This window comes from Sphingobium lactosutens, assembly GCF_013393185.1.
GTDB lineage: Bacteria > Pseudomonadota > Alphaproteobacteria > Sphingomonadales > Sphingomonadaceae > Sphingobium > Sphingobium lactosutens_A.
Map to the genome: position 1 here is coordinate 168392 of NZ_QJQX01000084.1, position 18421 is coordinate 186812.

The window sequence follows — 18421 nt, forward strand, 5'->3', positions numbered from 1 at the left end:
ATGCGGAAGCGGATCGGCACGGCCTTGACGGCCATCATCGCGATGGGGGTTCTGGCCGGAACAGCGCAGGCGCAGATTGCCCGCCTCGCCACTGGGCCAGAACCGGCGCTGGGCGATCCGATGCCGGAACGCATCCTTTCGCTGGCCAATGGCGTCAGCGTCAGCGCGGATATCTCCTACTCCACCATTCCCGGCTATCGCCCGATCACGCTCGATCTTTATCGCCTGGTTAAGGCCGCGGCCGCGCTGCCGCTCGTCATCTATGTCCATGGCGGCGGATGGATGGCGGGGCATACGCGGCAATCGGGTGCGTTCAGTGATTTTCCCGCCGTGCTGGCCGATCTGTCGGCACGGGGTTATGTCGTGGCATCGCTCGAATATCGGTTGTCGGGAGAGGCACCTTTTCCCGCTGCAATCGATGATGTCCGAACCGCGATACGTTTCCTCAAAGCCAATGCGGGCCGCTATGGGATCGATGCCGGGCATGTTGCCATCTGGGGCGGATCGGCGGGCGGGCAACTTGCCGCTCTGGCGGCGCTCGATTGCGGCCATGGACCAACGGGCGCGGACAAGAGCAATGAAGGCGTCAGCGATTGCGTGCAGGCGGCTGTCGGCTGGTATGGCGTCTATGATTTTGCGACCATGCCGAAGGACGGCACGCTCCGGGCCGAACACCGTTATCTCGACTGCAGCAAGGACAATTGTCCGGCCGATCGCATCGCTGCCGCCAGCCCTGTTGCCTATGTCGATGCCAAGGATCCGCCAATGCTGTTGATCCATGGCGCGGACGACAAGACCGTGCCGGTGGCCCAGTCGCAGGACCTGGCCGCGAAGCTCAAGGCCGCGAAAGTCCCGGTTACGCTGGATGTCATTCCGGGCGTCGGTCATAGCTGGATCGGCGTGGATGCGGCGACGACGCGGACGGCGAGCCTGCGGGCGCTGGACCTCAGTTTCCGTTTCTTCGACGCGCAGTTGAAAGGTGCGCGCTGATGCGGTCCCTGCCGCTGTTGCTGCTTCTACTGGCTATGGCCCCGGCGGCCTCGGCGCAGGTGGTCGAGCGGCCTGCCGGTGATCCTGTCAGGACCGAAGCGGGACTGGTCGCGGGTAAGACGCTTGCCTCGGGCGTGCGGGCCTGGCTGGGCGTGCCCTTCGCCGCGCCGCCGATGCGTGACCTACGCTGGCGTGATCCACTGCCACATGCGGCTTGGCAGGGAGTCTGGAATGCCGACCGACCGGCGCCCGAATGCATTCAGGCGCTGCGGGGGCGCAACATCAATCATTATTTCGGGGAGGAGGCGACCAGCGAGGATTGCCTCTATCTCAATATCTGGGCGCCGTCGCAGCCGCCCCCTGTCGGCAAGCGCCATCCAGTGATCGTCTGGATTTATGGCGGCGGGTTCAATGTCGGTTCGGCTTCCATGGCTAATTATTCCGGCGAACCTTTGGCGGGCAAGGGCGCGGTTATCGTCGCTATATCCTACCGCCTTGGGCCGCTCGGCTTCCTGGCGCATCCCGAACTGACGGCGGAAGGCAAGGGGAGTTCAGGCAATTATGGCCTGAAGGACCAGATCGCGGCGCTACAATGGATCAAGCATAATATCGCCGCTTTCGGTGGCGACCCGGATAATGTGACGGTCGCGGGTCAGTCGGCAGGATCGATGTCGATATCGCTGTTGCAGGCGAGCCCGGCCGCCAAAGGCTTGTTTCATCGCGTTGTCGGCATGAGCGGCGGCGCTTTTGGCGGGCTGATGCCGCCTGCGTCGCTGACCGAGGCGGAGGCTGAAGGCATGGCGCTGCAAACGGCGTTGGGTGCGGCGTCGATCGAGGAAATGCGAGACGTGCCCGCCGACCGGCTGATCGCCCAGGCCTCATCTGTCAAGCGGCGGCCGATCGTGCTGGACGGACGCGTTGTGCCAGTGTCGCCGGAGGCCGCCTTTGCCGCCGGGCGGCAGAATGATGTTCCGGTCATGATAGGTTTCACCCGCGATGAAAGCTTTCGCTCGTTGGGATCGGTCACGAATGTCGAGGATTATGAGGAGGCCGTGCGGGCTGCCTTTCCCGATCATGCTACGGAGATTTTGAAGGCTTATCGAGCGCGGACACCTCAGGAGGCGCTCCGCGCGGCGCGCGATGTCGAGCGAGACTCGACAGTCGGCCTGCAGATGTTCGATTGGGCGAAGGGTCAGTCCGTCAGGGGCAAGGTGCCAGTCTACACCTATTTGTTCACCCGCACCCATTCCTACCGACCGGGCGTCCGCTTTGCCGATCATGATCCAGCTACGGTGGGTGCCTATCATACCGCTGACGTGCCCTTCTGGCTGGGGACGCTGGACAGCCTCAATCTCTTCCGCATGACCCGCGACTGGACGGCGGATGATCGACAATTGTCTGCGGACATGATGGACCGGCTGCTGGCCTTTGCGCGCAGCGGACGTCCCGGGAACGACTGGCCTGCGTGGAAAGCGTCGCAGCCCCGCGTCCATGTGTTTGGGGAAGAGGGCGGCATGATCGACTGGCCGCATTCCGGCACATTGCCCTTGCTCAAGGACGGTGCACTGCCGACATCGGCGGAACGGCGAAGGATCAGGGATTGAGCGCGATGGCCGACATGAGCAGGCGCGTCTTGCTGGCGGGCGGCGGCGCCGCGCTGGTACTGGGTTCGCGCGGACCGGCGCGCGCGGCGGGGCCGGCAGGGGATGAGCCGGGTCTGGAATTCGTCTATGAAGCCATCGTCACGCTGGCGCCGACGGTGGAAGTTGGCCGGACACCGATCGGCACGCGGCGGCGTGTGCCGATCACGGGCGGCAGTTTCGCCGGGCCGTGCATACGGGGTAAAGTGCTGGGCGGCGGCGCCGACTGGCAGTTGCAGCGATCTGATAACTGGACGGTCATCGAGGCCGATTATATGATGGAAGCCGATGACGGCACGTTGATCCATGTCCGCAATGTCGGGCTGACCAACAGCCGGGTGCCGGGTGCGACGCAGCGCTATCTGCGGACCATTCCCAGTTTCGAGGCGCCCGAAGGACCGCATAGCTGGCTCAATCAAGCAATGTTTGTCGGCACTCTGGGGGCGCCGACGGAGGATATGCCTCGTCCCTCTGTCCGTATACGGGTCTATCGAGTGACATGAGGCGCATTTGTGTCTTTCTGCTCCTGTTGCTGGGCGGGTGCGCGTCCGTGCCCAAGGCGGCACAGGTCCTCGGCACATGCTCGTCTACCGCCCAGTTTTCCTTCATTTGCGGTACGGTGAAGCCAGAGGATCTGGCTCATATTCCAGACTCGCCCTGGGTAATCGCGAGCGGCTTTGCGCCCGGCGCGGGATTGAAGATCATCGACAGCCGGACGCACGGGGCCTCCCTGTGGTTCAGCGGTTCGGCGGAACAGGTCGCACGCGATCCGCTTTATTCCGATTGCGCGACACCGCCCGATCCCGCCCGGTTTATGGCACGCGGTCTCAGTCTGCGCGTGATCGGGCCGGGCATGGCGCGGCTGCTGGTTGTCAATCATGGCGGGCGGGAGGCGATCGAGGTCTTCGCCGTCGATTATCGCGATCCGCTGGCTTCGCCGGAATTGCGCTGGCAAGGTTGTCTGGCCATGCCGGACGGGCATGTCGCCAACAGTGTCGCCTCTTATAGCGACGGTGCGGTCGTCGCGACCGTACTCACCCGGCCGGGGACGAGCATCACGGATTTCGTGCTGGGCCGCGCAACCGGCGGCGTTTACGAACGCAGGCCGGGCGAGGGCATGTTCCGCCTGTTGCCGGGAACGGAATTGCCGGGCAATAACGGGCTGGAAACTGCGCGGGACGATAGCGGCTTCTATGTGATCGCCTTTGGATCGCGCGAAGTCGTCGCCTATGCGCGGCGCGACACGGCGCAGCCCTTATGGCGGGCGCAGGCGCCGGAATTCATGCCGGACAACATCCATTGGGATGGTGACCGGCTGTTGCTGGCGGGCATGGTGCGGGATGAGCCGGCCTGCGGAGGGCTGCGGCAGATCGTCCATGGCGTGGCCGACGGCATGGACTGTCATCGCGGTTATGCCGTGGCGCAACTCGACGTGACGACGCGGCGCTTTTCCCTGCTCGCTTATGGCGCGCCCGACCCTGTCTTCAACGGCGTGTCGGCAGCGGTGATCGTCGGCCGGGAACTGTGGCTGGGTTCTTATCAGGCGGACCGCATCGCAATCCGGTCATTGCCATGATATTGCATGTACTAGTTCGTACATTTTCCTTGCCGAGGTGATCGGTTCGGCGTAAGGATGATTCTGCAAGATCGGGCAATGCTTCCCGACTGGCGTGGGGAGGATAGGGCCGATCATGGGCCAGCGTTTCATTCATATATTGAACGTACCTAATCTCGATCTGCTGGGGGTGCGGGAGCCGGAGATTTACGGTCGTGATACTCTGGCCGATGTGAAGGCCGCCTGCCTGCGGGAACTGGACGGGACGGGCGTGGGCCTGATCTTTCGCCAGACCAATGCCGAACATGAGATGGTCGGCTGGCTGCATGAGGCCAGAATTGGAGCCTTCGGGATCGTCATCAATCCCGCCGCCTTTTCCTACGCCGGCTATTCGGTACTGGACGCACTCAAAATGTGCGATTGCCCGATCATCGAAGTCCATCTCTCCAATATTCACAGGCGTGAAGAAGAGTGGCGTTCGCGTTCGATCATGACGCGTTCGGTGACGGCCATGATCTCGGGGATGGGCGTGGATGGCTATGCGCTGGCAGTGCGCCATATGCTCCGGATCGACCGGCGGAACGCGGCATGAGGGCGGCGACCGGCATGCTGCGGCCGACCAAGGCGCGGCTGGGCATACTGGCGCTGATCAGCGTCGCCACGCTCATCAACTATATGGACCGCGCCGTGATGGGCGTGGCCGCGCCGTCGTTGACGGCAGAATTGGGGATTTCGCCGGAGATGATGGGCTTCATCTTCTCCGCTTTCTCCTGGACTTATGCTGCGGCGCAGATTCCTGGCGGATTGGCGCTGGACCGACTGGGGACGCGGATCACCTATGCCGGATCGCTGGTTTTGTGGTCCATCTTCACCCTGTTGCATGGCTTTGCAGCCAATGTGGGAATGTTGTTCGGCTTCCGGCTGGCCCTGGGCGTTGCGGAAGCGCCTTGCTATCCGTGCAATAGCCGTATCCTCAGCAGCTGGTTCCCGCAGGATGAGCGGGCGCGCGCCAATTCGGTCTACGCTGTCGGGCAATATGCGGGACTCGCCTTTTTCAGTCCAGTGCTGTTCTGGGTGGTTGGCGGTTTCGGCTGGCGGGCGCTGTTCCTGATTGCGGGTGGTCTGGGTGTGGCTTTCGGACTGCTCATGTATGCGCGCTATCGCGATCCGGGCGAAAGCCCGCATGTCAATGCAGCGGAACTGGAATATATCCGCGCGGGTGGCGGCCTGGCCGTCTCCAGCCAGGCGGAGAAGATTCCTTTTTCCTGGGCTAATGTTCGCAGGCTTATGTCGCGGCGCCAGATATTGGGCGCGTCGATCGGGCAGTTTTGCGGCAATTCGACGCTGGTGTTCTTCCTGACATGGTTCCCGACCTATCTGGCGACGGAGCGCGGGATGGATTGGCTCAAGTCGGGTACTTTCGCGGTGCTTCCCTATATCGCGGCGTCGGCAGGGGTGTTGCTGGGCGGGCAGGTTTCGGATTTGCTGATCCGGCGTACCGGTTCGGCCAATATTGGGCGCAAGTTGCCGATCGTTGCCGGGCTGCTGCTGGCGTCTACTATCGTGGCGGCCAATTTCGTGCAGAGCAATACGCTGGTGATTGCGATTATGTCCGTCGCCTTTTTCGGGCAAGGCATGGTCAATCTGGGATGGACGCTGATTTCGGATGTGGCGCCCCGGCAGTTCATCGGCCTGACGGGCGGCGTGTTCAATCTCTGCGCCAATCTGGCAGGGATCGTGACGCCCATCGTTGTGGGCCTGATCGTCGGGCAGACCGGCTCTTTCTACGGTGCTTTGGCCTTTATCGGCGTGCTCGCACTGGTGGGGGCTGCGGCTTATATTTTCATCGTGGGGGATGTGCGCCGGGTCGAACTGGACTGAAGAAAGTTTCGTCATCCAGTGCATGTCAATCAGTGTACGAACTAGTTCGTAATAAAAATGGGAGGACAGGATGAAGTTGGGTTTGGATATGCAGTTGCGCCTCGGCAGTTCTGTGGCGGCCATCGCCCTGAGCGCGCTCACCACGCCGCTCTGGGCTCAGGATCAAGTGCCCGCCGACGTCGCGAGCAGCGCCGGGAATGTTGTGGATGAGCCAGCCACGGCCGACATCGTCGTCACCGGATCGCTGATTGCGCGTCCGAACAATGTCGCGGTCAGCCCGATCGTCACGGTTTCCGATGAACTGGTGCAGCAGAGCGGACAGATCACGCTGGAGGATTCGCTGAACCAGCTTCCCGGCTTCACGCCGTCCGGCAATGCCGGCACCGGCGGTCAGGGCGCTGGTGGACGCGCCACGCTCAACCTGCGGGGCCTCGGATCCAACCGCAATCTCGTCCTGCTCGACGGCCGCCGCCTGCCGCTGTCGGACATCAACGGCAATGTCGACATCAACATCCTGCCGGAATCGATCATCGGATCGGTCGACGTCATCACCGGCGGCGCATCGGCCATTTACGGGTCGGACGCCATGTCAGGTGTGGTCAATTTCAAGACCGACAAATATTTCGACGGCGTTCGCGTCGACATCCAGAATGGTGACAGTTTCCGTGGCGACTATGGCAAGTTCAATGCATCGCTCGCGCTCGGCACCAAGTTTGCCGACGATCGCGGCCGGCTGATGCTGGCGCTCAGCTATGGCCATCGCGATCCACTTTCCGGCTCGCAGCGCAGCTTCTTCTCGGATAAGGTGCCGTCGTCCTTCATCGGCAGCGGCGCCTTCGTACCCGATGCGCTCAATCTGCCGAGCCAGACGGCGCTCAACGGCGTGTTCGCCCAATATGGCCTAACGACGCCGATCAATCGCACGCTGAACCTGGGCTTCAACAATAATGGATCGCTGTTCGTCCAGACCGGTGCGATCAACTATCAAGGGCCGACGATGGGCGCCTATGCCGTGGTCGGCGGCAATGTTCGCATGCCGGTGGGGCCACAACTCCAGATCCTCAATGAGTTCGAGCGCAAGTCCGCCTTTGCCAAGGGCGAGTTCGACCTGACGGAATCGCTGACCGCCTATGGCCAGTTCCTCTATGTCGATTCCACCGTCACGACGGAAAGCGGCAGCAGCCTGACGCAGTTCGCGCCCTTCACCAGCATTCCGGTCACTAACCCCCTCATTCCCGCTGATCTGCGCACTTTGCTGGCATCGCGCGCGAACCCGACGGCGCCCTTCCGCTGGAGTGCGCGCTATGTCGGCATCGATGACAAGGGTTGGGACGAGAATTACCGGGTCCAGCAATATCTGGGTGGCCTCAAGGGGACGATCGCCGGCTCCTGGAAGTTCGACGCCTTCGCCTCCTATGACGAGACGGTCCACAACCAGTCGATGTTCAACGCCGTGCTGAAGTCGCGTGTGCAGACCTTGCTCAACGCGCCGGATGGTGGCGCCTCGCTCTGTGCTGGCGGCTTCAATCCCTTCGGCATCACCAACGCCACCAGCCTGTCGCAGGAATGCCAGGATTATGTCACCGCCACGGTCAACAGCCGCGAAAGGCTGACCCAGACCCAATTTCAGGGGCAGGTCAACGGCCCGCTGTTCAACCTTCCCGCCGGGCCGGTCCAGTTGGCGCTGCTCGCCGGCTATCGCAAGAACAGCTATAAATATGATCCCAGTCCCGACCTGGTTTCCAACAATGTCGAGTCCGTGGTCGGCTCCAACCCGGCGCGAGGTGAAATCAGCGTCAAGGAATTTGCGGCGCAGATCGACGTACCATTGCTGTCGGATACGCCCTTCTTCCATGAACTGGGCGTAGGCGCGGCGTTCCGCTATTCCGATTACAAGCCGACCGGGAGCGTGAAAAGCTACGAGTTCGACGCACGGTGGCAGCCGGTCGAAGCCTTGCTGATCCGCGGCAGCTATCAACGCGCGGTGCGTGCTCCCAATATCGGCGAGTTGTTCTCGCCTGTCACCGGATCGCAGCTGGCGATCGGCACGCCACCGGCCGCAATCGGCGATCCGTGCGATGTTCGCTCGTCGGCGCGGACCGGAGTCAATGGGGCGCAAGTGCGTGACCTCTGCCTGGCGCAGGGTATCCCGGCCGCCGCGATCGACGCCTATCAGTTTGCAACCACGGCGACGGGCGGCAATATTCAGGGAAACAGCGCGCTGACCCCTGAAAAGGCGAACACCTTCAACGTCGGCTTCGTCCTCAACCCGAAATTCTCCTCGCCCTGGTTGTCAGGCTTTTCGCTGTCCATCGACTATTACAACATCAAGATCAGCAATGTCATATCGACCATCAACGGCCTCACCGTGCTTGCCAAATGCTATAATCTGGACGGATCCAACAGCAGCTATTCCAACAGCAATGAATTCTGCCAGCTGATCCAGCGCGATCCGACCGGGCAGCTAGTCGCCATTGCCCAGCCTTATCTCAATCTGGGCGCGCTGGACACCGATGGCGTCGATGTTCAGGTCAACTGGTCGCTCCGGCTTTCCGAAGCCGGTATCGGCGACGGATCGGGCAAGATCTATGCCTCGTCTGCGATCGGCTGGCTCAACCATTACAAGGTTCAGACCCTGCCCGGCACATCGTCGCAGGACTTTGTCGGCACCAGCACGCCCGGTCGCCCGTTGCCCAAGTGGAAGGCGCTGACCACCGTCGGTTACAGCTCCGACGTCTTCGGTATCGGTCTGCGCTGGCGTTATCAGGGCAAGCTGCGCGACATCAGCGCGATCACGACGCCCGCAGCGGAACAGGTGGGTGTAAAGCCCTATAATCTGTTCGATGTCTTCTCGACGCTGGACATTACCGAAAATTTTCAGCTGCGTGGCGGCATCACCAACCTGTTCGACAAGGCCATTCCCTTCGTCGCCAGTTCGCAGAACGGCACCGACGCGGGCACCTACGATATGGTCGGGCGCTCCTTCTATGTCGGTGCGAAGTTCAAATTCTGACCTGTCATCGCCTCCGCCTGTGCGGTGGAGGCGGCTTTCTCCCTTACCGGATATCATGATCTTGACCCAGTCCCGTTCCGCCGCTGCCCGTTATCTGACCGGTCTTATCGGTCGCGATATTCAGGCATCCCTGTCTCCTTGGCTGCATGAAAGCGAAGCGGATGCGCAGGGGATCAGGCTGATCTACCGCCTCTTCGATCTTGCGGCGGAGGGGATGGATGCGGAGGATATCCCTCGCCTGATCGACGCCCTGCAACTTGCGGGCTTTGCGGGCGTCAATGTCACTCATCCCTATAAGCAGGCGATCATCGCCCATCTCGACGAATTGTCGCCCCAGGCGCGGCAGATCGGCTCGGTCAACACGGTGGTGTTCAGCGGCGGAAGGCGCATTGGCTATAATACGGATGTCTATGGTTTTGCCGAAAATCTCCGCTCGGGTCTGCCGCCTGCGTCGCGATTTGGCCAGGTGGTTCAGATGGGAGCCGGGGGAGCCGGGGCGGCAACGGCGCATGCGCTGATGGACCTTGGCGTCGGTCGGTTGACCCTCTTCGATCTGGACCGCCGACGCGCCGAAGAACTTTGTGCTGCCCTCTGCGCTATTCACGGAGCCGACAGGGCGGTTGTCGGAAGCGACCTCGCATCGGTCGTCGCGGCGGCCGATGGCATTGTCAACGCAACGCCGCTGGGCATGGAGGGATATCCCGGCTCCGCCATCCCTCGTGCCTTGCTGCGGCCCGCGCTCTGGGTAACGGATATCGTCTATTTCCCGCTCGAAACCCAATTGCTGGCGGAGGCGCGGGAGGCGGGATGCACTACGCTCAACGGTAGCGGGATGACCGTTTATCAGGCGGTCCGCGCGTTCGAGCATTTTACGGGAAGGAAGGCTGATCCCGAACGGATGGCCGCGAGCTTTCGGAGTGAACTGAAAGTCTGATCTGATCGGACAAGGGAGACGCGCATGACATATGGCATCGCCACGGTTTCATTGAGCGGCACGCTGGAGGAGAAATTGCGCGCTGCGGCCTCTGCTGGCTTCGACGGGGTCGAGATTTTCGAGAATGATCTGATCGCCTCTCCCCTCAGCCCATGCGAAGTCCGGACGCTGATGGACGACCTGGGCCTTGCCTGCCTGCTCTACCAACCCTTTCGCGATTTCGAGGGGATGCCCGGCGCCCTGCGACAACAGGCGCTGGACCGGGTCGAAGCCAAGTTCGACCTTATGGCGGAATTGGGAACCGATCGGATATTGGTCTGTTCCAACTGTGCACCCCAAGCCCTTGGCGAACGCAGCCGTATCGTTGCAGACCTGCGCGAACTGGGGGAGCGCGCGGCCAAACGCGGCATCGTCGTCGGTTATGAGGCGCTCGCCTGGGGGCGCCATGTCTTCGATCATCGCGATGCCTGGGCGATCGTGGAGGAAGTCGATCATCCCGCCATCGGCATCATCCTCGACAGTTTTCACTCGCTTGCACGCGGTATCCCCAGCGACAGTATCCGTGCCATTCGCGGCGAGAAGATCGCCTTCGTCCAATTGGCGGACGCGCCGATGCTCGATATGGATCTGCTGTACTGGAGCCGTCATTTCCGCAATTTCCCGGGTCAGGGCGGCCTTGCCGTCAGCAACTATGTCGCGGAGATACTGAAAACCGGCTACCAGGGGCCATTGTCACTGGAAATCTTCAACGATCGTTTCCGGGGATGGTCGGCCGACCTGATCGCTGCGGATGGACTGCGCTCGCTGCGCCATGTCGAGGATGCTGCCGGACGCCTGTCAGGTCGTGTTGCCTCTGTCCCGGCGCCTCCAGCCAGGTTGCGTCCCGAATTTGTGGAATTTGCCGTCGAGCCGCAGAACGTCCCGGAACTGGAGAAAATGTTCCGATCGCTCGGCTTCAGCATGACCGGGGTGCATCATACCAAGGCGGTGACGCGATGGCAGGCGGGATCGGTCAATCTGATAATCAATGGAGAAAAGGCGGGCTTTGGCCACAGCTTCTCCGTCACGCATGGTCCATCGATCTGTGCCGTCGGGCTGGTCGTACCGGACCGGGATGCCGTCGCCTCCCGCGCAGCCTATCTGGGCATTCATGCGGTGGATGATCGGGATGCGCCGGGCAATCTGGCGGTTCCCGCGCTACGCGGCATTGGAGGCAGTCTGATCTATCTGGTCGGGGAAGGGGAAGTCGACGCCATGTGGGCGGACGAATTCACGCCGACCGGGGTAGACGCCGATTCGGATTTCCTTGAGATCGATCATCTGGCGGCAGTCGTTCGGATCGAGGAATATCTGTCCTGGCAGCTTTACTGGCGGTCGCTGTTCGGGCTCGAACAAAGTTCGCAGGCGGATGTCATCGATCCATCCGGGTTGGTCCTGAGCCAACCACTTCAATCGGCAGACGGCGCGCTTCGGTTGACGCTCAATGCTTCGGATGCGGTTGGGACATTATCGGCCCGTTTCGTCGAACATAATTTCGGCGGCGGTTATCAGCATGTCGCCTTCGCAACATCGGGTCTGGTGGACAAGGCCAGGGATTTGGAAGAGCGCAAGGCAGAAACCTTGCCTATCTCCAACAATTATTATTGCGACCTGTCGGCGCGTTATGGCTTCGATGCTGGAATGCGGGGAAAACTGGCGGCCGCACATATATTATATGACCGCAGCGCAGAAGGCGAATATTGGCAGCTCTACAGTCGCGCCTTTCAGAAGCGGTTCTTCTTCGAATTTGTGAAACGCAGAAATTACGAGGGGTATGGCGCGCCCAATGCGGGTGTCCGTCTCGCCTCGCAGGAACGGTTCAAGACCGCCGTTTGACCCTGTTACGGTTCCGCATAAAATAGGCGGTCTTTGAGGCTTAACTTCATCACCCTGCGCGGTCGAACCCGTGCGCCGTCATCCAGATTCGGGCCTTTTCGCGAAAGGCCGGCGTTGCCGTCTGAGTCATTTGTGCCAGCCAATATTGTGCGCCATCCATGTCGCCAGCGCCGGCCAGCATCCGGGCATGGTTGAACTGGCCGCGGAAATCGCCGCCCTCGGCGGCGGTCCGGTAATGATCGGCCGCCGTCACGCGATTGCGTTCGACGACCCAGCCATCTTCGTAGAAGCTTCCGATCATGTTGCTCGACTTGGCGTGGCCGAGCGCCGCAGCCCGCTCGAACAATCGCAGCGCCTCTTCCCTGTCCTCGCTCACCCCGTCTCCCAGCGTGTAGAGGGTCGCGAGATTATACATGGCCCAATCCAGGCCATGATCGGCGGCCGACGCATACCATTGGGCGGCCAGCCCCTTGTCCATGGCGGTGCCCCAGCCATGTTCGCAGCAGCGGCCGACCATGTTCATCGCCATCGCATTGCCCGCTTTTGCCGCCAAGCCGAACCAGCGCAGCGCTTCAGCGGGATTGCGGCCGACGCCTCGTCCATCGAGGTGGATCTGGCCGGCAAGCAACTGCGCCTCGTCATGGCCCGCTTCTGCCGCCTCCAGCAGCAGGGCAGCCACATCTTCCGGCGGTCCCGCAAGGGCGGCTTCGCGTTCGACTTGAGTCATGGCGATCAGACGGGGCTGGCTGGTCATATGCGGACTTTCATGGGAATGGCCCGCCCCAGCATATGGGGCGGGCCATGCTTGCCTTCCGAGAAACGGGGCAGGCTTAGTATTTGATGTTCAGGGTTACGATCGCAGTCCGCCCGGCCGCCTGATTGGCATAATGGGCGGAGTAGGCCTTGTCGTAATAACGCTTGTTGAAGACGTTGTTGACGTTGACCTGAAGGTTGATCGCGTCGCTGAAGCTGTAGGACGCATTGCCGTCGAAGCGCCAGTAGCTCGGCACCATGCGCGCCAGTTCCTTGGTGATCACGACCGCCCCGTTGGTGATGGTGCGGGTGTCGGAATAGCCGCCATAGACCTTCGCCATGTAGATCGCGCCGCCGCCCACGGTGAAGGCCGGGGTGATCTTGTAGTTGGTGAAGGCGGTCAGGCTGTGCTTGGGCGTGTTGGGGAACTGCTTGCCGGTGTTGACCGACGGGGCATAGAGAGTGACACCGCTCACCGTCGTCGCCGTGAAGCCGCCATCGACGATTTCCGAGTCCATATAGGTGTAGCCGCCAAAGACGTTCCATTCCGGCGTGATGTTGCCGTTGAAGCCGACCTCGATGCCCTTGATGAGGCGTTCGCCGATGAAGGCGACGGTGCCAGCGTCGTTGGTGGCGCGGGCATTCTTCGTCTCGGTGCGGAAGGCGGCCAGCGTCAGCGACAAGCTGTCGCCGAACAAATTGGCCTTGGCGCCGATTTCATAGGACTTCGTCTTTTCGACCTTGAGCGCGTCGGTCAGCGCCTGGCTTGTCGTGTTGAGCGCATTGCCCTCCGCGCCATTGGCGATGAACGAACCGGGAGGCGTCGCCGACGTCGAGGTCGAGGCATAGATGCTGCTGTTGGCGGTCGGCTTGAAGACGATGCCGGCCTGATAGGTCCACAGGTCGTCGGTCCGGTCATAATAGACCCTGTTCGCGGTCGACGTCGCCGTCAGGCCGGGGCTGACGCTGGTTTCATAATGATCGTAACGACCGCCCAGATTGATGAGCAGGCTGTCGCTCAGGTTGATCGTGTCGAAGAAGGAGACGGCCTTGGTGGTCGTCTTCGACAGGGTCCAGGTCTTGCGTAGGCTGCGTTCGATCGGCGAGACTACCGAAGACGCATCGCTGGCGTAGCTAACCCACGGATCGTTCGGGTTGGGATTGGCGAGTGTCGTGCAGTTGTAGCGGGCGAGCGACGCCGCACCGCAGCGGCCGCCGTCCGCTGTCGTGCCGGTCGCGATCGCCGTGCCGAGCGCTGCATTGGAGACATAGCTGCCATTGGCCGCCTTTTCCTCGCTGAACTCGACGCTGGCGGCGAAGCTGTTCTTGATGCCGCCCACGGTGAATTCGCCGAACAGGTCGGTCTGGTTCAGCAGACCGTCCGTCTCGCTGTAGCGATTGTTGTTGCGGCGCCAGACCAGGCCGTTGGCGACGTTGCCCTGCTGATCGTCGGGTTGAGTCCAGACATAGCCCTGCTGACTGCGGCCGTAACGCGACGTGTTGCGCAGCGTCACGCCGCCGAAATCATGTTCCGCACGGATGGTGAAATTGTCGACCTTGGTCTTGCGGAAGTCGCGATCCTTCAGGCCATAATAGGCGCCGCGCGGCACGCTGATCTGCGTCCCGCCCAACGACGTGAAATCCTGCGCCGGGCCGGTCTCGGTGACGCCTGCGGGCGCGTTGCCGATGGTGTAGAGATAGGGAATGCCCGAATCCGGCAGCTCGTCGGTATCGAGGTGATAATAGCTGATCGTCAGGCTGGTCGGGCCTTCCAGACCCAGCTTGATCGACGGCGCAATACCCCAGCGCTTGGACCAGATGGCATCGCGACCGGCAACGTCCTGATCGTGCCACATGGCGTTCAGCCGCACGCCGACAAATTCGTTGATCGACTGGTTGATGTCGATCGTCGCGCGCTTGTAGTCGGCATTGCCGAGGCTGCCGCTCGCCGCCACGAAGCGATCCGACTTCGGCGTCTTGGACACCAGGTTCAGCGAACCACCCGCGCCGCCGCGCCCGCCGGTGGTGCTGTCCGACCCTTTCACCACCTCGATCTGTTCGACGGCGAATATCTCGCGGCTTTGCGCGCCCACGTCACGCACGCCGTCCAGATAGGTGCTGGCCTGGCTGTCGAAACCCCGGATGAACGGCCGGTCGCCCAGCGGGTTGCCGCCTTCGCCGGCGCCCAGGGTGATGCCCGGCACAGTGCGCAGCGCTTCGGTCAGGGACGCCGATGCCGTGTCCTTGATGACCGATGCGGGAATGACGGTGATGGAGCGGGGCGTGTCGACCAGCGGCGCAGTGAATTTGGGCGAATCCGCCTTGTCGACCTTGTAACCCTGCTCGTCGATCGCCGTGTCGGTGACGACCATGCTGCCCAGCTTGCGGGCCTGGCTTTCATCGGCGGGCTGATCGCTGCTCTGGGCGATTGCAGGCGCGGCCGAAACGAACAGGCCAACGCAACTCAAGGCGAGGAAGCTGGTTGATGCAGGCGCGCGATCGCGCGTGTTGGAAGAATTCATTATTGCCCCTTTCTGGCGTAAAAAAAGGAGCCGGTTGGCCCGGCTCTTTTGAAAATTATGCGTGGAGATATGGATCGGACGGACCGCGAGGCGGAATTGGCATGGCGCGATACCAGCCATGTCGAATGCGCTGGATAAGACCGTCTTTGCAGAGGCGGCTTACATATTGGCGCGATACGCCGATCCTGAAGAATTCGTTGGTGCTTGCGACCTCGCGCGAGCGCACGAGGGAAAGCGCGCGGGCGCGGGCTATCCCGGTCGCTGGACGATCCCTCGTAAATAGCATCTTCTCGGATTCGGGCAGGCCAAGCGCCACGCACTGCAATCCGGCCATCGGGAGTCGGATGCCTGCTTCGAGCAGCACCGTCGCGCATCGGAGCAGCGCTTCAAATTCCTGCTCGTCGACATCCACGAAGGCGCGACCGGCCTGCCGTTGCGCGGCGGCAAGATTGGCAAGAAGTTCGACCTCGCCATCACTGATGAAGCGCGCGCCCGGCGGGAAGATGGCAACGCCGCGATTGCGGGCAAAAGCGATCAACGATGCGAACGCCTGTCGACCGTCGGTAACATTGCGCAATTCGAACGCGCCGCTGCCCCGCAAGTATGCGATGACCTGCTTTTCGTGGACATTGCGCCGATTGAGCGCGCGGCCGGACTTCATGCCTCATCACTCCCGATCATCGTGATCAGGGCAGCGCGGATGCAGAAATATCCTCCGAAGATGTCTCTGTTTCCCGCCACTTCAACCCCATGTTGCGAACGATAATAATAATGACTCGCAGATGGCGCGTGTTTACTGATACGGCACGGCAGGTCCATCAATTCGGACAACATTGGGAAATGGTATAGAAACGCCAATGTTAAATGGGGGCGGTTTGGCGCATGGAGGACGGGAATGAGCGGGCGGGTGCGATGCGGATATTGCTGCTGGAAGATGATCAGGAGACGCGGGACTATCTCACGCGGGGATTGAAGGAACTGGGGCACCATCTCGTCGTCGAGCGCGAGGGCAGGGCGGCGCTCGCCCGGACTCTGGCGGAAGCTTTCGACATTCTGGTGTTGGATCGCATGGTGCCCGGGCTGGACGGCCTGACCATGCTCAAGCTCGCGCGGGAAGCCGGGTGCCAGTCGCCCGCCATCATCCTGTCGGCCATGTCGGGCATCGAGGATCGCGTGGCGGGTCTTGAGGGCGGAGCGGACGATTATCTGATCAAGCCCTTCGCCTTTGCAGAGCTTGCAGCACGCCTCGGCGCTCTTGCCCGGCGGCCGCCGCCGGGGGAAAGGGCGGAATCTCAACTGCTGCTACGGGTAGGCAGCGTCGAAATGGATCTTGTGCGCCGGACGATCAGGCGCGCTGGCAGGACCATCGATCTGCAACCGCGGGAATTCAGTCTGCTCGAATATCTTCTGCGCAATCCGGACCGGCTTGTGACGCGGACCATGCTGCTCGACCGGGTGTGGAATTTTGGCTTCGATCCCAAGACGAACATCGTCGAGACGCATATGAGTCGCCTGCGCACGAAGCTGAACGAGGGCGGGGCCGAGAATCTGATCCGCACCATTCGTGGTTCAGGCTATATGATCGTCAGCAGCGAGTCATAGACATGTTCATGCCCCGGACGATCAAGGGCCTGTCCATCTTGTCGGCCAGCATATCCGGCCTGGTGATACTGGCCGTGGCAGCAGCCGCCATCTTCATCTCCCATCATGAGATCGAGGCGCAGATCGACCATCGTCTCGAACTCGAGATGGATGCGCTGTTTGATTATCACGCTACGGGCGGTTCCGTAGCGTTGGCGCGGCTTGTGCGCATGCGCGACGGAGCCGGGACATATAATACGGGCTATCTTGCCGATCGGGGCCAGGATGGGCGTCTGATGCTCTATGCCCTGGCCGATGCGGACGGACGTCGGATCGCCGGCAATCTGATCCCCCATATCCCGCCGAGCGGCTGGACCGAGTTCTTGCCGATCCGCCGCCCGGATGGGTCCAAAGGCGTTGCGCAAGCGCTCAGCCGCCGATTGCCCGACGGTGGCCAGATCGTGATCGCGGGCGACCGCGACGCGCTCCGCCGGGCCGATGATCGGATTCTCATGGCGGCGCTGATGGGGCTTGGTGTCATCCTGTTGACGGGCACGGTCAGCACGATCGGCTTCGGCCGCCTCGTCCGACGTCGCCTGGTTCTGATCAGCGGGACCGCCCAGGGCATCATAGAGGGCGACTATACCCGCCGCATCCCCATCGACGGTTCAGGCAGTGAGTTCGATCGCATTTCCATCATCCTCAACACGATGCTGGGACGGATCGACATACTGATGCGATCGCTGCGTCAGGTGTCGAGCGATATCGCGCACGATATGCGGACACCGCTGGGACGTATCAGGCGGGACATGGAAGTCCTGCTGCTCAGCGGGCTGGATGGCGCCACCACCGATATTCTGGAGCGGACGATTGCCGATATGGACGCGCTGCTGGACCTGTTTGCGGGGCTGCTGGGCGTTTCCGAAGTGCAGGGACTGGCCGCGCGCAAGCGCTTCATTCCTCTCCGCCTCTCCGAGATTGTCGGTGAAATCGTCGAAGCCTATCGTCCTGCCTTCGACGATGAAAATCGAACGATAAGCGTATCGCTGTCGGATGTCGCGGTATGGGGTGATGCCCAACTGCTCAAACGGGCCGTCGCGAACATGCTGGAAAATATCCTTGCCCATGCTGGTGATGGCGCCGATGCCATGATTTCCCTGGATGCCGGCGACGATGAAGCTGTCCTGATCGTCAGCGACAATGGTTCGGGCATAGCAGCGGAAGATCGGGAGCGCGTTTTTGAGCGTCTGGTCCGCCTGGATCCCGCACGATCGAAACCGGGGCATGGACTGGGGCTGAGCATGGTACGGGCGATCGTTCATGCGCATCGCGGCACGATCGAGATCATGCCATCGGAAGTGGGCCTGAAATTTCAGATCAGGATTCCAGCCGTCATGACTTCCTCGCACAAGGGATATGACCAGCCTTTATGATCCTCTGAGGCTGGACGAGATTTGGCCGACGGTCTGGAGCCGACCGGTTTCCTGGTTTGTTGGGGACGCGCCGGGGCGCTAGTTTGGTGTGGGGGATGCGCCGCGTCGCTTGGCGGAAGCTTTTGTTTTCGGGCGAAGGCGTGGGCGAGGGGGTGGGTTCGGATCTTTGTCGTTTTTCTGTAATTTTCTAGTTGACCGACTCAATTGGTATGCCTAGAGGGCTTTTCACCGGACGGGGCGCTGC

14 protein-coding genes are annotated in these 18421 nt (G+C 61.8%); 11 read left to right on the top strand and 3 right to left on the bottom strand.

Going from position 1 to position 18421, the window contains the following annotated elements; all coding sequences use genetic code 11:
• The 9 genes from DM806_RS25945 to DM806_RS25985 all read left to right on the top strand — a co-directional run bounded on the left by DM806_RS25945 (position 1) and on the right by DM806_RS25985 (position 11888).
• Complete coding sequence (locus DM806_RS25945; RefSeq protein ID WP_179046022.1) at positions 1-990, top strand: alpha/beta hydrolase; 990 nt, start codon at positions 1-3, stop codon at positions 988-990.
• Positions 990-2594, top strand: a complete 1605-nt coding sequence (locus DM806_RS25950) for a carboxylesterase/lipase family protein (RefSeq protein WP_179046023.1) — start codon at positions 990-992, stop codon at positions 2592-2594. Before DM806_RS25945 ends, DM806_RS25950 begins: the two co-directional genes overlap by 1 nt.
• Positions 2595-2599: 5 nt before the next feature.
• On the top strand, positions 2600-3133 hold the full coding sequence (locus DM806_RS25955; RefSeq protein WP_256869507.1) for a DUF3237 family protein: 534 nt from the start codon (positions 2600-2602) through the stop codon (positions 3131-3133).
• A complete protein-coding gene (locus tag DM806_RS25960) occupies positions 3130-4206 on the top strand; it encodes a hypothetical protein (RefSeq protein ID WP_179046024.1) in 1077 nt (358 codons plus the stop codon). Before DM806_RS25955 ends, DM806_RS25960 begins: the two co-directional genes overlap by 4 nt.
• Before the next feature lie 115 nt (positions 4207-4321).
• Positions 4322-4777, top strand: coding sequence for a type II 3-dehydroquinate dehydratase (locus DM806_RS25965; protein ID WP_179046025.1), 456 nt, complete (start codon positions 4322-4324; stop codon positions 4775-4777).
• Positions 4774-6066 carry an MFS transporter gene (locus DM806_RS25970; RefSeq protein ID WP_179046026.1) on the top strand — a complete coding sequence of 431 codons (1293 nt, stop codon included), beginning with the start codon at positions 4774-4776 and terminating at the stop codon, positions 6064-6066. Before DM806_RS25965 ends, DM806_RS25970 begins: the two co-directional genes overlap by 4 nt.
• A 70-nt stretch (positions 6067-6136) precedes the next feature.
• A complete protein-coding gene (locus DM806_RS25975) occupies positions 6137-9079 on the top strand; it encodes a TonB-dependent receptor domain-containing protein (protein ID WP_256869508.1) in 2943 nt (980 codons plus the stop codon).
• 55 nt (positions 9080-9134) lie between these two features.
• Positions 9135-10013 (top strand): shikimate dehydrogenase, encoded by an 879-nt coding sequence (locus tag DM806_RS25980; protein ID WP_179046027.1) that lies wholly within the window; start codon positions 9135-9137, stop codon positions 10011-10013.
• A 24-nt stretch (positions 10014-10037) separates the two neighbouring features.
• Positions 10038-11888, top strand: coding sequence for a bifunctional sugar phosphate isomerase/epimerase/4-hydroxyphenylpyruvate dioxygenase family protein (locus DM806_RS25985; protein ID WP_179046028.1), 1851 nt, complete (start codon positions 10038-10040; stop codon positions 11886-11888).
• 49 nt (positions 11889-11937) lie between these two features.
• On the opposite strand, the gene DM806_RS25990 is transcribed toward DM806_RS25985, so the two are convergent.
• The 3 genes from DM806_RS25990 to DM806_RS26000 form a co-directional block, all read right to left on the bottom strand.
• Positions 11938-12642, bottom strand: a complete 705-nt coding sequence (locus DM806_RS25990) for a tetratricopeptide repeat protein (RefSeq protein WP_179046029.1) — start codon at positions 12640-12642, stop codon at positions 11938-11940.
• A gap of 76 nt (positions 12643-12718) precedes the next feature.
• Positions 12719-15163, bottom strand: a complete 2445-nt coding sequence (locus tag DM806_RS25995) for a TonB-dependent receptor (RefSeq protein WP_179046030.1) — start codon at positions 15161-15163, stop codon at positions 12719-12721.
• 55 nt (positions 15164-15218) lie between these two features.
• Positions 15219-15824, bottom strand: a complete 606-nt coding sequence (locus DM806_RS26000; protein ID WP_179046031.1) for a type IV toxin-antitoxin system AbiEi family antitoxin domain-containing protein — start codon at positions 15822-15824, stop codon at positions 15219-15221.
• Positions 15825-16045: 221 nt separating this feature from the next.
• On the opposite strand from DM806_RS26000, the gene DM806_RS26005 reads away from it, so the two are divergent.
• A complete protein-coding gene (locus DM806_RS26005; RefSeq protein WP_256869510.1) occupies positions 16046-16765 on the top strand; it encodes a response regulator transcription factor in 720 nt (239 codons plus the stop codon).
• 2 nt (positions 16766-16767) lie between these two features.
• Positions 16768-18177, top strand: coding sequence for a sensor histidine kinase (locus tag DM806_RS26010; RefSeq protein WP_179046032.1), 1410 nt, complete (start codon positions 16768-16770; stop codon positions 18175-18177).
• The last annotated feature ends 244 nt before the right edge of the window (positions 18178-18421 follow it).

Bases quoted from the DNA above. Each gene is read 5' to 3' on its own strand.
- DM806_RS26005 (WP_256869510.1), top strand. From the start codon at position 16,046: ATGGAGGACGGGAATGAGCGGGCGGGTGCGATGCGGATATTGCTGCTG.
- DM806_RS26000 (WP_179046031.1), bottom strand. From the start codon at position 15,824: ATGAAGTCCGGCCGCGCGCTCAATCGGCGCAATGTCCACGAAAAGCAG.
- DM806_RS25950 (WP_179046023.1), top strand. From the start codon at position 990: ATGCGGTCCCTGCCGCTGTTGCTGCTTCTACTGGCTATGGCCCCGGCG.
- DM806_RS25985 (WP_179046028.1), top strand. From the start codon at position 10,038: ATGACATATGGCATCGCCACGGTTTCATTGAGCGGCACGCTGGAGGAG.
- DM806_RS26010 (WP_179046032.1), top strand. From the start codon at position 16,768: ATGTTCATGCCCCGGACGATCAAGGGCCTGTCCATCTTGTCGGCCAGC.
- DM806_RS25965 (WP_179046025.1), top strand. From the start codon at position 4,322: ATGGGCCAGCGTTTCATTCATATATTGAACGTACCTAATCTCGATCTG.
- DM806_RS25960 (WP_179046024.1), top strand. From the start codon at position 3,130: ATGAGGCGCATTTGTGTCTTTCTGCTCCTGTTGCTGGGCGGGTGCGCG.
- DM806_RS25970 (WP_179046026.1), top strand. From the start codon at position 4,774: ATGAGGGCGGCGACCGGCATGCTGCGGCCGACCAAGGCGCGGCTGGGC.
- DM806_RS25990 (WP_179046029.1), bottom strand. From the start codon at position 12,642: ATGACCAGCCAGCCCCGTCTGATCGCCATGACTCAAGTCGAACGCGAA.
- DM806_RS25980 (WP_179046027.1), top strand. From the start codon at position 9,135: ATGATCTTGACCCAGTCCCGTTCCGCCGCTGCCCGTTATCTGACCGGT.
- DM806_RS25955 (WP_256869507.1), top strand. From the start codon at position 2,600: ATGGCCGACATGAGCAGGCGCGTCTTGCTGGCGGGCGGCGGCGCCGCG.
- DM806_RS25945 (WP_179046022.1), top strand. From the start codon at position 1: ATGCGGAAGCGGATCGGCACGGCCTTGACGGCCATCATCGCGATGGGG.
- DM806_RS25995 (WP_179046030.1), bottom strand. From the start codon at position 15,163: ATGAATTCTTCCAACACGCGCGATCGCGCGCCTGCATCAACCAGCTTC.
- DM806_RS25975 (WP_256869508.1), top strand. From the start codon at position 6,137: ATGAAGTTGGGTTTGGATATGCAGTTGCGCCTCGGCAGTTCTGTGGCG.